Below are 14,798 nucleotides of genomic sequence, written 5' to 3' on the forward strand. Positions count from 1 at the left end.
GGCCGAGAGGCGTCTGCGCGTCCGCCGATTGTTTCAGGCAAACCGGCGGCGCAGGGCCACGTTGATGGCCTCGATCGCGATCACCATGGCGATCACGGCCAGTGTGACGCTTGCTGCCTTGTCGTACTGGAACGAGCGCACATAGGTCTGGATGTAGAACCCTATACCGCCCGCACCGACGACGCCCAGGATCAGCGACTCGCGCAGGTTCAGTTCGAACCGGAAGATGGTGTCGCGGGCGACGACCGGCGCCATCTGCGGCCAGATCGCGTAGCGGAGCCGCGCCAACCACCCGGCACCGGCGCTTTCCAGCGCGGCGATCGGCGCGCGGGAGACGCCGTCAATTGCCTCTGCGTAGAACTTCGCGAGCATGCCGGTGGCATGGAAGGCGACCGCGATGATGCCGGGGAGGGGACCCAGGCCCACCGCGCCCACCATGAGCATCGCCACCAGGATCAGCGGGATGGCCCGGATAAAAGCGAGGAGCGTCCGGACGGGTCGGTACAGCACCGGCGAAACCATCGTCTCGGATGCAAGTATCCCGAGTGGCACCGACAGGAGGACCGCGCCCAGAGACCCCAGGATCGCGATGCGCAGCGTTTCCGCGCTGCCCTTCAATATCTCGTTCATCACGGTCGGATCGGGCGGGACCATCCGGCCGAGGAAATCCGCGATCCGGGATCCGGCGGACAGGAGGCGCGACAGGTCGACATCGGTCGTGGCGAATGACCATAGAACCGCACCCGCAACCAAAGCCCCGGCCGCGAAACCGCCAAACCCGCGCGACCGCATCAGGTCACCGCCCGCAAACCGATGCCCGACAGGGCCCCCGTCTCGCGATAGAGATCCGCAGTCGCGACATCGCTCAGGTCACAGACCGCCACGTCGAAGGCGATCCGCCCATCGCGCATGCCCACGATACGATCGGCGAAACGCCGCGCGAGGTCGGGCTGGTGCGAGGAGAACAGCACGGTCGCGCCACGCGCGCGCGCAGCACCAGTCAGCAGCGACAGGATTTCCGCGGCGCGGGCGGGATCGAGATTGCTGACGGGCTCGTCGGCAAGGAACAGGCGCGGCTCCTGGGCGAGGCATCGGGCGATGGCCACACGCTGCCGCTGCCCACCGCTGAGGCTGTCGACCCTACGCTCGGCCAGATCGGCGATGCCGCAATCAGCGAGTGCGGCGCGCGCCACCTCCAGGTCGCGTGGCAAGGGAGACCCGAGGGCCGCGCGCACGGGCGACATGCGGCCAAGGCGCCCGTTCAGAACGTTTCGCAGCACTGAAGAGCGTTCGACCAGCGCGAATTCCTGAAAGATAAAGCCGACGTCAGAGCGACCAGCGCGCGGCGGTGGATGATTGGGGTCGAGCGGTGCGCCCAGGACCGAGACCCGACCGCGCCAGCCGCGAAGACGCCCGTCGAGCAAGGCCAGTAACGTCGTTTTCCCGGCGCCCGAGGGTCCGAGCAGCGCGGTGCTTTCGCCCGCACGAATGTCGAGCGACACATGATCGAGCGCTGGTGGCGTGGCGCCTCGATGGACGAAGCTCAGATCCCCTATTTGCGCGGCGGCGCTCATCCGAGGAGCCCGTAGCGCCGGGCCATGTCGCGCACCCCGTCATAAGCAGCGGGATCCGCTCGGACGTAGCCGTCGGGTCCGTAGAGGTAGCGCAGCAGGTCGCGGTTGCCGGCTTCGTTGAGACGCATCATCGCATCAACGAACCGCGACCGGAGATCTGCGTCCAGTCCCGGTCGCGCGATTACCACGTGGCTGGGGATTGGTTCGCTCTCGGCGATCCAGACGACTTCGGCTTGCTGCTGCGGGGTGAGAAGGAGGTTGGCGTACTGGCTCGCGCCGGCGGCATCGACAAGGCCCTCGGCCATCGCCTGCATCGCTTGCTGATATCCGCCCGCGAAGAAGATGCGACGGAAAAAGGCGTCTGCGTCGCCGGGCCCGGCAACCAATCCGGCCTCGACGAACTCGGCCAGCGGATAGAGGTAGCCCGATTCCGAGATCGGGTCCGCAAAAGCGATATCCTTGCCCCCGAGATCAGCAAGCGTCTCGATCCCGCTGTCTCTGCGCACGAAGATCCGCCCGGTGTAACTCGGCGCGCCGCGATAGACTTCGGACAGCAGAGGCACTGCGCCGATCTCGGCCTCGGCCAGCACGAAGGGGAGCGCGCCCATGAACGAAATGTCGGCGTCACCGTTCCGCAGCGCCTCGACAGCCGCGGCGTGGTCGATGGTGACGAAACCCTCGACCGGTACGCCGATCTGATCCGCCAGCCAACCGGTGATGGCCGCGACGTCGCCGAGAAGTTTATCGGGGTTTTCCTGGGGAATGAAGGCGAGGCGCAAACCTTCTTCCTGTGCTGCAAGCCGTGTTCCCAATGACACGGCGCCCGCGGCGGACAGGATCAGCGTCTTTCTGCGGCTCAAACGGATCGACATCAGAACGCCCTTTCTTCGATTGTGTCGGCCGCATCCCTGAACGCGGTCCAGTGTGCCTTTGCCGTCTCCCAGTCTCCGGCGCGCACGGCGGCACCGACCTGGGCCAATCGCTCGGCAAGTGCATAGACCTCCGGTCGACCGGCAAGGTTGGACATCGTGCTGGCATCGGCCGAGAGGTCCGCCGCGACCGTATCGGTCAGGAGCAGGATGTGCTCTGCGTCCCGCCGGGACAGCAGCGTGTCGAGCGTCGATGCGAAGGTCGTCAGCTCGGCAAACGCAAGGCGGAAGGACGTGTTCTCGGCATCGAAAGTCTCATAGGGGGCATCGGCCGAGCCCACCGCGTTGAGATACGCGGTCAGGTCGGCGCGGTCAGTCTCTGACAGCCCGAGCGATTTCGTCTCGTCGAACCAGTCCACCACGGCGGCAAGGGTCGGCAGCGATCCGTCGTGGAAATAGGGCGCAGTGTAGGCCGTCCCGAGCAAGGTCGGCGTATCGAATGCGCTCGCCCGCGCACCCTCGTAGGCCGGAGTGGCGGACCCGATGTCATGCGCCTGACGGTCGAGGAAGTTGCCGTCCGGCACGTGACAGCTGGCGCAGGAGCGGTCGCCGAGACCCTCGAAAGGCCGGGTGAAGATCGCTTCGCCGCGCCGTGCGGGCTCCGAAGCCGCGTCGGTCAGCCGGCCATCCGGCGTCAGCATGGAATTCGGCAGGAAATCGAACTCGAGCATGTAGGCGATCAGCGCGTCCAGCATAAATGGGGTCGGTTCAGCGCCACCAAACTCGTTCACGATCACGTTGCGGGTGAAATCCCGAAGCGAGGCAAAGCGGCCGTCGCGGCCATAAGGCCCGGTGAAGCGCAGGCCGCGCAGACTGGGAATATCGAGCGGGTCGTCGCGCCGGTCGTTGAAGATCGGGTTGAAGAAGGCGCCGTCCACGTCGATTGCCCCGGGCTGGTGGCTGGCGCCGGGTATGAACAGACGCTGGTTCACGTCCGAGCGGTTGTGGCACGTCGAACAGGCGATCCCGAGGTCGCGCGCCGGGCTGCCGAAGATTTGCGCGCTGTCGAACAGCATGTCGCCGTAAGCGACAAGCGGCAGGTCGGTTTCATCGATGCCCTGTTCCTCGAAATTGAGGACGAGCAGGGGCAGGGGATCCTGGTCGAAGATGTCGGACCCCGGCGGCAGGCTCGGTGGCACCTCGATGTCGCGTCCGCTAGTCAAAGCCGTCTCAGGCAGCGGGCTGAGCTGCTGCCTCGGAGCGAAGTCGTCCACAAGATAATTCTCCGCGAGATAGTCAGAGATCACCGCTCGTGCCATGACCATCGTTTCGCGGTCTGGTGGTGTGGTGCCTGCTCCGAGAACACCGGCGGACCCTGTGCTACTGTTAAGTTCCAGCCAGGCTAGGCCGATCCGTCGTGAAGCCTCAGGATCGGCGGCGGCAACGCCGTCAGCGAAGGCGCGGTAGAGCTCGCGCGCGGTCCTCACCGCTTGCTGCGCGCGTGCCGGGTCGTCAACGTCCAGTACGCGGCCCAGCTCTTCCTCGATCCTGAGAGCGATCAACCTCGTCGCGGCGGCGAAGAGGGACTGTCGATCCCGTCGCGCCATTGCGTCCAGTAGAGGCCCGTCTTCGATATCGCTTCTCTCACCCAACCAGGTCAGCGCATCCGTGGAGAACTCCGAGTTTCGGTAAGGTTCGGACCATGCGGCCTCGACGACGTCCCAAGGTAGCGGCTCCAGATTTCCGAGAAACAACGTCAGACGGTAGGCTGCCGCGTCCGGAAGCCATGGGGCTTCTTTCGCAGGTGTCGCGACGGCCGGCCCGAACGAGATCATCGCGCCGGCCAGAGAGAAAATCACGAACCCAAGTAGCTTCCGGAACACCATGACCTCCAACAAAAAGTTAGCCGTGGCTAAAATATCTACCCAAAGCAAACAAGTTGTCAATCCCTGTGTCTCAGGGCAGACTTGCGAAATGACCAAGCCGCAATCCCATGAACGCGAGACCTTTGAACCTGTGGAACGCGCGCCGGAGGCGCAGGCGGAAGGCTTTGCGATCGTGCGGCAAGCGCATGAAAGCGAGATGGCAGAGGACTACGTGGAATTGATCGCCGAGCTGATCGAGACCCGCGGAGAGGCGCGACCGGTCGATATCGCTGAACGGCTGGGAGTGAAGCCGCCGACTGTCACGAAGAACATTTCACGACTCAGGACCGCCGGCCTCGTTCGGCGAGAACGCTATCGAGCGGTGTTCCTTACTGAAGAGGGCCAGGCCCTAGCCGAGGCGTGTCGACGGCGACACCGGATCGTGGTCGCGTTCCTCCTGAGCCTTGGGATCGATGAGGAAACCGCGGAACGCGATGCAGAGGGAATCGAGCATCATGTGAGCGAAAACACCTTGAACGCATTCGAACGTGCGTTGCAGAACGCTCGGAGTGAAGGGTAGCCCTGCTCAGCATCGTCGCGCAACTCGGACACGCGCCGCTTGCGCGGCATCCGATCTGCACCGAGCTCCCGCCCGGACGGCACTGTCGCTATGTGGCGGAACGCAACAACCTCGTGATTGGGCGACGTCAAATGGCCAAAGCGCCGCCTGAGAACTCAATTCAATAGTATGGATGCTCGGCTTGGCGCCGTGAGACCGAGCCCGTGGGGTGCCAGCTGGCTCCAGAACTGTCTCTGCTTCGGTATCAATGCGAAACGACACGTAGCAGGCCGGCCAATTTTTTTCGAGCGCGACAACCGATGGCACCTAAGATGACACGGTGCCGAAAAGGCTGAAAGTCAAGCCTTCGTGACGCAGGTTGACCAGGTTTAAGCCGGTTAGCAACGAAACGCCCTCGGCGAGGCCGTGCTGTTGAGGCCCGCCTCGGCCCTAGTGACCTGGTCGGCAGCAAAAACCTCGGCAATGCCCGAAAGCCAGCGGTTCGGTTGAGCCTTATTGATGTCTCTCCGAGCATTGGCCCTTCATTCCGTGCGAGGATCAGCACTTTGACTGTCACATCGCCCCCGTCGTAGAATTTCAGACGAAGTGACCGCGTGTCTCCTTCGACCAGCGACTTTTCGAGGTCGATCAACGTTACGTGCCAACCTCCCGGCTCAAGTATCACGGTCGCTCCCGGTGCCACACGCAGTTCCGGAACCGCGCTCATGCGCGACACGCCATTCGATCCAGCATTGGTCTTGTGAAGAGCTTCGGTCGAGGCCAGATCCGTGCGCACACCGATCAGGTCGATCGTCTTTCCGCTGGTGTTTGTGAGAGTGAAATAGATCTCCGCCGAGCCACCGATATCCGTACTGGAGCGGGTCAAGGCATTTTGGACCAGCAGATCGCGATCCGGAGTCGTCGTCTGGCCGCCGGCAGTCTGAACCCAGACGGCGGCCAATAGGACTGTGCCGATCTTCAAGAGCCTACGCTGAATAGAACGCCCTTTTTACTGTTCGCCAAATTGCCCGCGTGCGCACCACGCAGTACCGAGCGGCTTGCAGCTTGAGAGCTCTAGTGACTGTAGACGCAAGGTGACATCGCGTTCGGCGGGACAATTCGCCCGGTTGTCGATTGCATTTGGCTCAGCCCAGCAAGACAACGAAAACTGCTGTGCCGATGATTAGTCCGAACATGGTCAGGGCACTGAGGCCCAGTAGCTGCCCGAGCCGGTTGTTCGCCTGATCCGGCCGAGTAGTTGTCCAGTCCGGTCCCGCTATTCCATGTCCTCGGTGAAGGCGTTTTCTTTCGGTGAGATTCCAGTCGTAGACCACGATGATGATCGTGATAATCAACATCATGCTTGCCGGCACCCAGAGGATGAAGCCGCCGGCGGTCTCGTCGGTTAGCGGCGCGATGCCGAAGAGCCGCCCCTCAATGTCATAGGCATTGTAGAGAACCGCTGACTTGAAGACCGTAATCGCGCCAAGAAGGATGTTCGACACAATCGCCGCGAAGAGTAGCACGATACGCAGAAAATGCGCTGGAGCGGTTGGTACGTCACGCTGGTCAAAGATCATTGCGAAGAAGACGAAGCCGGCGGCCAGCATCGTCAGGTGCATCGCCCAGTGGATCGACGGGTCAAGCAGGGCTGCGTTATGGAGTGGCGGAACCTGCCAGGCATAGAGCGAAATGAGGAACAGGACGAAGGCCGTGACCGGGGCGGTCAGGCGGCGGTAGAGGCCGGAAGCAACGCCACTAGCCATGATCGGCGCGATCATGCCCCTGCGCAGAGCCTCCGGCAAACCAGCGATGATCACCGCCTGCGGGCGAGCGAGCACCACCAGCATCGGGCCGACCATTCGCAACAGCAGATGCTGGATCTGATGCGCCAGAAACAGCCGTTCGCCCATAGGGTCAATGGGTGATTGAAGAGAAAGAAGGAGGGCCAGCATTCCGCTAGCGAACAGGGTTTGCCGGACAGCCGAAACAGGCTGGGTGACCGAGCGGCGCCGGATCACGCCACGAACATAGATCGCAAAGGTCACAAGGATCGGGCCGCTGATTTCCGGTGTCACGCTCCATGCCGACCATGCAGCGGAAGCTGACAGGCCCGCACCGCCGTGGGCCAGCGCAGCACCCGGTACGAGTAAGGACACTACAATATGTGTCCAGCCGTGGCAGTGGCGAAAAGGGCGGGCCCTAGCGGGGAAGAATACGTCTGGTTTCATGTCGAATTCGATCTATCCGAGCGCATAGACGATGGTCACGACGGTAATCATGACAATCATGAACATGGCGAATGCGCCGAGGGCGAGGGTACGGCCCATGTCCCGGTTCGGCTTCTCCACTTTCAGACGCAGTTCCTCCGCGGTTTCCGGAAACTCGAGCGCCGCCGCATTCGATTTGCGCATGAGTTCGTAGCGGGAAGTCCAACGCCGTTCCTCCGCCGCGTTCCAGCCGTTCAGCACCAGGATGATTGCCACGATGAGAACCATCGACGACGGGACCCAGATTACGTAGCCGCCGATTGTTTCGTCAGCCAGGGCGCGAAGTCGACCACCGTTGGCTGCGATGATTTCTGATCCATAGAGAGGCACCTCTTTGAGCGTTGTCAGGGAGCCCAGAAAGATGTTGGAAACGATCACCACGAACCCTGACATCAGACGAGCACCGCGCCGCGCTCCTTCAGGCGGATCACGCGGATCGAACAGCATAGCAAAGTACCAAAGCCCCGCTAGCGCCATTGACAGATGTGCCAGCGCCTCAACCGCCGCAATACGTTGTGCAAGGGCGTAGATCACCGGGATTTGCCAGACGAAAAGCGCGCCAATCAACAGGGAGGTGGCAGATGCAGGAAGCGCCAAGAATCGCGGGATGCGCGCGCGTCCAATCAGGGCAAGGCGTCGGCGCCATTCCCTTTTCAATCCGGCTTGAAGGACAAGCCAGGGCTGAGAAACCGCGATGAGAAGTGGTCCGGCCAGTCGCAGAAGAAGATGCTCGGCCTGGTGTACCGAAAACAGACTGTGCCCCAATGGCGGGAGCGGCCCATTCGTCGCGACGAGGACGGCCGCGAGGCCGACAAAGAAGACGGTTCGACGCCAGCCAGAAACCCTTCCGAGACAGCGAGCGTGTATTTTGAGCCCACGCAAAAACAGCCATGCTGTAATGCCGACAACAATGAGCGACACCGGTGACAGCGCATCGCCGAAAGGGTCGTAAAGAAGGAAGAGGTTCGTGATCATTCGCTCTGGCCCTCGCTCATCCGAGGACTGACCGAGGTAGCCGGTGTGAGTCGCGAGAACCCGGAAGCGCCGCCACGGGCCAATGACAGATCGGTCGACATGGCCAGGTATTCGCCTTGTATCCACGAAAGAAAGAGATTGTCGTAGAACCGAGATAGCGGATGTCCCGACTGTCCGGCGGGCGCGATGTAGTATGATCCCGCTTCTTCCGATATCGACATGACCGCCTGAAAATTGCTTCCGGCATTCACAAGAAATGGACCGTCTTCTTCGAAACCAAATGACGTCGAGAATTGCGTAAAGGGATCGCCTGAAATCGGCGCTTGAAGGGACAGCAGGTCGGTCAGTAACCCACGCGAACTGATCGGCAACCACTGCATGTCCAAATTATGCTCTTCGCCCCAGATCCAGGTCGAGGGATCGCGCCCGTATCGATCAACCAGCCAGCCAAGGGCATCATCCAGGGCCACGCGAACCTGCTCCTCGCAAGTCTCGCGAGGTGATGATGGCCGGATGTCGCACCAGATCGCGCTGCCGCGACGATCGCTGAGTACGGCATAAAGAAAGTCCGGGTTCGGACGGGACCAGAGTTGCTGCGCTGCCGGAAATTCGTCTTTCAAAATGCGCTGCTGCAAAGCCCGGACCCAAGTCCAGAACACCAGAGGTTCCGGCGAATAACGATCCATTTCGCCATTCCACGACGCAAGCATGTCCAGTAGCTCACGACGAATGTCGTCCGCATCGGTGCCTTCGATGCTGTCTCTGGACGGCACGAACCAAAGCTCTTTTGCCATAAGGGGCAGGAGGGTTCGCGCCACGGAGCTTACGGTGTCCCTTTGAACACTGATGGCGCCTTCTGTCGAGAAGATCGATTGCCGTGCTTCAAGCTCCGCCAGTCGAATGTCGCGAAATGACGACGCCCGTACGGCTTCTTCTTTTGGCCATCTGGCAACGGTCACTCGATCAATTGCCAATGCCTCCATGCGCTTCGGCAACATGTCTGCGGCCACTCCAATGACATTGGTCGCATCGGCAGAACGCGCGAACAGCTCCAGCATCGTCAGGAAATCTGCCGCCTGCACAGTTGATGCCCCCCCTGGCGCCTCCTCGTCTGGCACGGGAAGTGACCGGAAGGCCCAAGCGACGCGCGCGTTGCGACCAACTATAACGAAAGGTACGCCCGGCATTGTGGCACCTATGACCGGCCCTGTCGAAAATTGAAGATCGGCGAGATACCATTCCGAGGGCAGCGACAGGGAACCGCTGATATCGGCGGCGAGAATTGGCGTCCCGGTAGCGGTTCGCTCACCGTCTATCGCCCATGCATCGAGGCGCTGCTGCGGATCAGTGGCAAGCAATTCGGGCAATCTCGGGCGATCCGTCGGTGCCAGAGCTCTCGACGTGCCTGGGACGCCGACCCATGCACTCCCCGGTCGCAGGCCATGCAGGAAAGACCGGGCAATCCTCAGGCTATCGCCGGGCGTCCAGGCGTCGATCGACCGTTCGTCTGCGATCAGCAGCTCCGGCGAGCCTCTGCCACGCCCGCCTTCCGACACAAGCTCGAGCCACGCATTGATGCCAGCGGCATAGGACGCGAGCGCATCTGAGACCGCTGGCGCAAAGGACAATGTCTCATCCGATGGCCAAGAAGCTTCGGCCATTCGCCTTGTCCTTAACAGCTGACCGAGCCTGTCTTGGGCATGAACGAAGCCGATCGCGAAGTAGACATCCGCGGCGGAACTCGCGGTAATGTGCGGGATTGCCGAGGAATCTCGCAGAATATCGACCGGTCCGTCCAGCCCTGCGACCGAGAAGTCCTCGTCGTAGTCGGGAACGGATGCGCTCAGCAGAAAATAGACCAACCCGGAACCAACCGATGCCGTGATGCAGATCGCCAGGAACCCGTACAGCAATATGTTGAAAAGACGTCGCAAGTCGGTGCCGTTTCCAAACCCATTTCATGAAAAGATGCGCAAGAGGACCACCGAGACGAAATAGGTGAGAAGACCGAAGGCGATGGCCGAACTCGCCGCATACTGGAGGATATCCAGCCGGTTTCCTTTTCGGCGTCGCGCCAGATATCCACCCCAGATCGCACCCGCGACAATGCCCGCGATTACCAGCATGACTTCGCCTCCGTTCTTGTTTTCTTGTTGTGCCGGTGTGTGCCGCCAAGACCCGCAGCCAGTCCTACGGCCCAGGTTACGAAGATGAGAGCCAGCAGCGTCCGGTCGCCGAAGCGTGCATAAAGCGTTGGCGGATAAGTGAAGGGAAGAGCCGCATCAATGACACCGGTTTCTCCGGTGCCGAGCCGCGCGACCAAGTCACCGTTTGCGTCGATGATCGCGGAGATTCCGGTATTCGCGGCCCGCACGACGGGAAGCCCTTCCTCGACGGCGCGCATGCGTGCAGAGGCGAGGTGCTGCTCCGGCCCGATGCTGGTTCCGAACCAGGCATCGTTGGTTGCGTTGAAGATCCAGTCCGGCCGGAACAGGCCGTCAACGACATGGCCCGGAAAGATGATCTCGTAGCAGATGGCGACGGCAACCAGCGGCACCCCCGGAAATGCCAGCGTGCGCGGCCCCGGTCCGGCAGTGAAGTCCCCCAGACCCTCCGTCATGCGTTCGATCGGCAGCCAGCCCCTGAACGGAACGTATTCGCCAAAGGGAACGAGGTGGTGCTTGGCGTAGCCGGTCAGGCTGCGGCCGGTATGATCATAGGCCTGAACGGTATTAAAGTAGCGCGTGCCTTCGTCCGTCGAAACGCGATCCGGCACTCCGGTCAGAAGCAGGCCCTCATCCGGAATGGCGGCAGCGATGCGCGACCGTGCCCCGGAATCCTCATCGAGAAAGCCCGGGAAGGCGGTTTCGGGCCAGAGCAGGATGTCGACAGAGCCGGGACGAGTCGAGAGGTCGAGATAGCGAGTGATCGTCGCCACCCGGTTTTCGGGCGCCCACTTTTCCTGCTGGGGAACGTTGCCCTGAACGATCCGCAAATCGAGCCCCGGCGGGCCTGGCGGCTCGAGCTGGAGCCGCGCCACGCCTGCGGACCAGATCGCGACAACGATCCCAACGCCGAGCAGTGGGATGCTCCAGCGGGGGCGCACCTCCGTCAAGAGGGCCGGCGCCGGAAGAGTGCCGACGAGTATTACGAAAAAGCTCAACCCATAGCTTCCGACCCATGCAGCCGGCTGCCGCAAGGCCGCGTAGTCGACAAGGGCATAGCCGACGAGGTTCCAGGGAAATCCCGTGAGCACGTGCCCTCGTAGCCACTCTGCCGCCGTCCAGCAGGTCGCGAACAGTAGACAGGCCGCCACGCCTTCGATCGCACGACGGCGTGCGATGGCGGTGAAGAGCGCCGACGCGATGGCCGGAAAGGCGGCGAGACCTGCGGACAATCCTGCGACGGCAGGGATCGCCATCGCACCGAATCGCTCGGCATCCACGTAGAAACTCTCCGCGATCCACGAGAGTCCGAAACCGAACTGCCCGAGACCGAACGCCCAGCCGACAAGTGCTGCCTTGGCGACCGGGAGATGCCGGAGGAGGACAAGGAGGGTGGCGTAGGCAACGGGGACAAGCGGGAGGATCGAGAACGGAGGTAGGGTCAGAACGGCAACGCCACCGGCTGCAATGGCCGCCATCATGCGCGATGGCAGGGAAATCACCCGTTCCCGGGACGGCGTCCAAAACAGCGTCATGGACCGCACCTGGGCCGTCGTGTGATCATCGGCGCGATAAGAAGCAATCCGACGCCGCCGACCACGAAGACGTCAGCCATGTTGAAGGCTGGCCAGTGCGCGGCGCCAGCGTAGAAATCGAGGAAATCGGTCACGGCCCGGAACCTGAGGCGGTCCAAGACGTTGCCGAAGGCGCCGCCGATGATCGCCCCGTAGGCAAGCGCCTCGATCCCGTCCCGGGTGCGCAGCATCATGATCACAAGCCAAGCGCACACGGCAAGAGCGAGCACCACGAGGCTCCACCACGGCGCGCCGCCCAAAAGTCCGAAGGTCACGCCATCGTTCCGATGGAACGTGAGGTTGAATCCGGGAAACACGGGAACACCAGCGCTCAGGACGCTCGCATTCGTGACGACGATGGCCTTTGTAACCTGATCGATCGCGAAAGCCGCGACGGCAGCCAACATGCCGATCACCGGCGGTCTTTCGGCTGACAACATTGCCTCACCCCAGCCAGACATCGAGAAACAGCATCAGGACAAGACCGATCGACAGTCCGAGCGTTGCCTTGTTCTGATGTCCGCTGCGATGGGTCTCGGGGATGATTTCGTGGCTGATGACATAGAGCATCGCGCCGGCGGCGAATGCCAGCCCCCAGGGCAGCAGCGGCTCCGACAGCGTGATGATACCCGCCCCGAGCAACCCGCCGATCGGTTCGACCATGCCGGTGAGGGCCGCAATGCCCCAGGCGCGCAGTTTCGCGTATCCTTCACCCATGAGCGACACCGCAACCGCCAGACCCTCGGGCGCGTTCTGCAAGCCGATACCGATGGCGAGTGGGAGGCCACCTTCCATGCCACCGGAACCGAACCCGACCCCGACCGCAAGACCCTCGGGAAAGTTGTGGATCGTGATTGCGATGATGAAGAGCCAGACCCGCCGGAGCGACGCGGCGTCCGGACCTTCGCGGCCCGTTCTGAAATGCTCGTGCGGCAGCTTCTCGTTCATCAGGGCAACGGCAGCCATGCCCAGAAGGGTTGCGATGCAGACGATGGCCGCGGGCGCTGCCCCGTTGTCGAACCGTGGCTCGGCCGCGTCCAGCGCGGGAATGATCAGCGAGAAGAACGAAGCTGCGAGCATCACGCCAGCCGCAAAGCCGAGCGACAGGTCGCGGGTGGCGCGTGAAGGGATCCGCCCGACCAGCACGGGGACTGCCCCGACGGCTGTCAATGTGCCGGCGGCCAGGCTTCCGAGAAAGCCGAGCATGATCGGGGACAATTGATCCATTCGTCAGGTGTCTTACCCTTCCGGGTAGCTCGAATAGACTTCGGTCGAGCCGTCCTTCAAAACCAGAAAGACGTCGTAGGCTTCGCGGTCCTCCTCGGGCCCCATGCCGGGCGAACCGTAGGGCATGCCCGGAACCGCGAGACCGACCGCGTCGGGCCGCTCGTCTAGAAGCCGGCGGATGTCAGCGGCCGGCACGTGGCCCTCGATCACGTAGCCGTCAACGAGCGCCGTGTGGCAGGAGACCATTCGCTGCGGCACCCCGTTGTCGAGCTTGAAGCGCACGAGAAGGCCGCCGAACATGTCCTGGCCCGTCGGTGCGAAGCCGTTCTCCTGGAGATGGTTCATCCAGGACAGGCAACAGCCGCATCCATTGGTCTTTCGGACATCGATGGCAGTTGCCTCCGCGAGGGCCTGCGCCGCCGGAAACAGAGCGATGGCGAAGGTCAGGGCTTGTGTCAGACGTTTCATGGGTCAGAGCCTTTCGGTTGCTGTCAGGGCGATCTCGCGGTCGAGACTTTCAGCGAGAAGCGCGCGGACTTCGGCCAATCGCGACAGCGCGCCAGTGTCATCCGCTTCGCGCTCGGCAGCTTCGGCGAGCCGCTCGTCGGAGAGAGGATCGGTCGGCCGACCGTCCACCAGAACCTCGTAGTGCAGATTCGGACCGGTCGCGGTGCCGGTGGCGCCCACACGACCGATCACGTCTCCGGCGCCCACGCGCTGGCCTTGCACGAGGCCTTCCGGGACCGCGCTGAGATGTGCATAGCGCGTCGTGGTATCCGAGCCATGCGAGATTTCAACCACGCGGCCGTACCCGTTCCGCCAGCCGATGAAGCTGACGCGCCCGGGTGCCGTGGCGTGAACCGGCGTCCCTCGCGCCGCAGCGAAATCGACGCCGGTGTGCATTCGCACGTTCCCATAGACCGGATGCGTGCGGCGGCCGAAAACAGAGCTCAGGCGCGCACCTTCGACGGGCTGCGCGAAGACGCGGAGGACTTCGCCGTCGACGAAGATCGTCGCCTGTCCGCTGCCGCTGTCCGGCCAAACAACCTCGTAGAGCGCGCCGCCGACCTCCAGCGCGGCGAAGGCAAGGTCAGGCTGGCCGATCCTGTCGTCTCCGACGCGCGCCTCGCGCCAGAGAAGCCGAAGCGTTTCGCCGCCTGCCATCTCACGGCGAAAATCCACCGTTCCGCCGAGCATCTGCGCCAGGTCCACCGCGAATCGGGCCGGGATATCGGCTTCGTCGAGCGCAGCGAAAAGCGAGCTGTCGATCACCGCTTCCCCGGAAAGCGTTACCGTCTCGGACTCCGGGGTGACGACCTGCGTGGCAAGCTCATCGCCGAAGATCGCCTCGATGCGCACACCGTTTTCGATGGCGAGCACGACGCTGCGCGGGCTGCTGTCCATCGTCGAGACGACGGTGACCGAATGTCCCGGCCGCAGCCGCCTCAAATCATATTCCGCGCCAAGAGCGAGGGCGACTTCCGCACGGTCGGTCGCCGAGAGACCGGCCTCCGCGAGAACTGTGTCGAGCGTCTCACCGCTTTCTATGTCGCGCGACCAAGTGGAAAGGGGAGGTTCGATCGTCGGCAAGGAAGTATCAGCGACCGAGATTTGCATAAGAGGAATGGGGCTAGGCAACGTCGTGGGCTCGGCTCCTGCCTGCGCAATTCGCGGCCGTTCCGACACCACAAACGGGGGAGGCTGGAGACCGTCCGGCGTC

The 14,798-nt window shown here is 62.8% G+C and carries 15 protein-coding genes; 1 reads left to right on the top strand and 14 read right to left on the bottom strand.

All coding sequences use genetic code 11. From position 1 onward, the window contains the following. Positions 1–33: 33 nt before the first annotated feature. From phnE to HOY44_RS21900, 4 genes are read right to left on the bottom strand one after another with little or no spacing between them, the layout of a single operon-like run. On the bottom strand, positions 34–792 hold the full coding sequence (phnE, locus tag HOY44_RS21885) for a phosphonate ABC transporter, permease protein PhnE (RefSeq protein WP_287437877.1): 759 nt from the start codon (positions 790–792) through the stop codon (positions 34–36). Beyond that, positions 792–1,574, bottom strand: a complete 783-nt coding sequence (locus tag HOY44_RS21890) for a phosphonate ABC transporter ATP-binding protein (RefSeq protein ID WP_287437879.1) — start codon at positions 1,572–1,574, stop codon at positions 792–794. Before HOY44_RS21890 ends, phnE begins: the two co-directional genes overlap by 1 nt. Then, complete coding sequence (locus HOY44_RS21895) at positions 1,571–2,446, bottom strand: phosphate/phosphite/phosphonate ABC transporter substrate-binding protein (RefSeq protein ID WP_287437881.1); 876 nt, start codon at positions 2,444–2,446, stop codon at positions 1,571–1,573. Before HOY44_RS21895 ends, HOY44_RS21890 begins: the two co-directional genes overlap by 4 nt. Beyond that, entirely contained in the window at positions 2,446–4,377 is a 1,932-nt protein-coding gene (locus HOY44_RS21900; protein ID WP_287437883.1) for a cytochrome c peroxidase, read from the bottom strand. Before HOY44_RS21900 ends, HOY44_RS21895 begins: the two co-directional genes overlap by 1 nt. Positions 4,378–4,417: 40 nt before the next feature. Here HOY44_RS21900 and mntR point away from each other — a divergent pair, with 40 nt between their 5' ends. Next, the gene (mntR, locus tag HOY44_RS21905; RefSeq protein ID WP_287437885.1) at positions 4,418–4,888 is read left to right on the top strand and encodes a manganese-binding transcriptional regulator MntR; all 471 of its coding nucleotides are present in this window, start codon (positions 4,418–4,420) and stop codon (positions 4,886–4,888) included. A 244-nt stretch (positions 4,889–5,132) separates the two neighbouring features. Here mntR and HOY44_RS21910 read toward each other — a convergent pair whose 3' ends face one another. The 10 genes from HOY44_RS21910 to HOY44_RS21955 form a co-directional block, all read right to left on the bottom strand. After that, positions 5,133–5,849: a copper chaperone PCu(A)C gene (locus HOY44_RS21910; RefSeq protein ID WP_287437886.1), complete on the bottom strand. Its 717-nt coding sequence runs from the start codon at positions 5,847–5,849 to the stop codon at positions 5,133–5,135. Between the two features lie 163 nt (positions 5,850–6,012). Further along, the gene (locus HOY44_RS21915; protein WP_287437888.1) at positions 6,013–6,945 is read right to left on the bottom strand and encodes a cytochrome c oxidase assembly protein; all 933 of its coding nucleotides are present in this window, start codon (positions 6,943–6,945) and stop codon (positions 6,013–6,015) included. Positions 6,946–7,110: 165 nt separating this feature from the next. Next, positions 7,111–8,112 (bottom strand): cytochrome c oxidase assembly protein, encoded by a 1,002-nt coding sequence (locus HOY44_RS21920; protein WP_287437890.1) that lies wholly within the window; start codon positions 8,110–8,112, stop codon positions 7,111–7,113. Beyond that, positions 8,109–10,046, bottom strand: coding sequence for a penicillin acylase family protein (locus HOY44_RS21925; protein WP_287437892.1), 1,938 nt, complete (start codon positions 10,044–10,046; stop codon positions 8,109–8,111). The genes HOY44_RS21920 and HOY44_RS21925 overlap by 4 nt, the downstream gene beginning before the upstream one ends. Before the next feature lie 24 nt (positions 10,047–10,070). After that, a complete protein-coding gene (locus tag HOY44_RS21930; RefSeq protein ID WP_091846779.1) occupies positions 10,071–10,238 on the bottom strand; it encodes a hypothetical protein in 168 nt (55 codons plus the stop codon). Further along, positions 10,229–11,758, bottom strand: coding sequence for an apolipoprotein N-acyltransferase (lnt, locus tag HOY44_RS21935; protein WP_353806685.1), 1,530 nt, complete (start codon positions 11,756–11,758; stop codon positions 10,229–10,231). Before lnt ends, HOY44_RS21930 begins: the two co-directional genes overlap by 10 nt. A 50-nt stretch (positions 11,759–11,808) precedes the next feature. Further along, positions 11,809–12,291 (bottom strand): signal peptidase II, encoded by a 483-nt coding sequence (gene lspA, locus HOY44_RS21940; RefSeq protein ID WP_287437899.1) that lies wholly within the window; start codon positions 12,289–12,291, stop codon positions 11,809–11,811. Positions 12,292–12,295: 4 nt separating this feature from the next. After that, positions 12,296–13,078: a ZIP family metal transporter gene (locus tag HOY44_RS21945; RefSeq protein ID WP_287437901.1), complete on the bottom strand. Its 783-nt coding sequence runs from the start codon at positions 13,076–13,078 to the stop codon at positions 12,296–12,298. Positions 13,079–13,090: 12 nt separating this feature from the next. Continuing rightward, positions 13,091–13,546, bottom strand: coding sequence for a DUF411 domain-containing protein (locus HOY44_RS21950; RefSeq protein WP_287437903.1), 456 nt, complete (start codon positions 13,544–13,546; stop codon positions 13,091–13,093). A 3-nt stretch (positions 13,547–13,549) separates the two neighbouring features. Beyond that, the gene (locus tag HOY44_RS21955; protein ID WP_425339796.1) at positions 13,550–14,695 is read right to left on the bottom strand and encodes a M23 family metallopeptidase; all 1,146 of its coding nucleotides are present in this window, start codon (positions 14,693–14,695) and stop codon (positions 13,550–13,552) included. Positions 14,696–14,798: the final 103 nt, after the last annotated feature.

Source organism: Maritimibacter sp. (assembly GCF_016774595.1).
Classification (GTDB): domain Bacteria; phylum Pseudomonadota; class Alphaproteobacteria; order Rhodobacterales; family Rhodobacteraceae; genus Maritimibacter; species Maritimibacter alkaliphilus.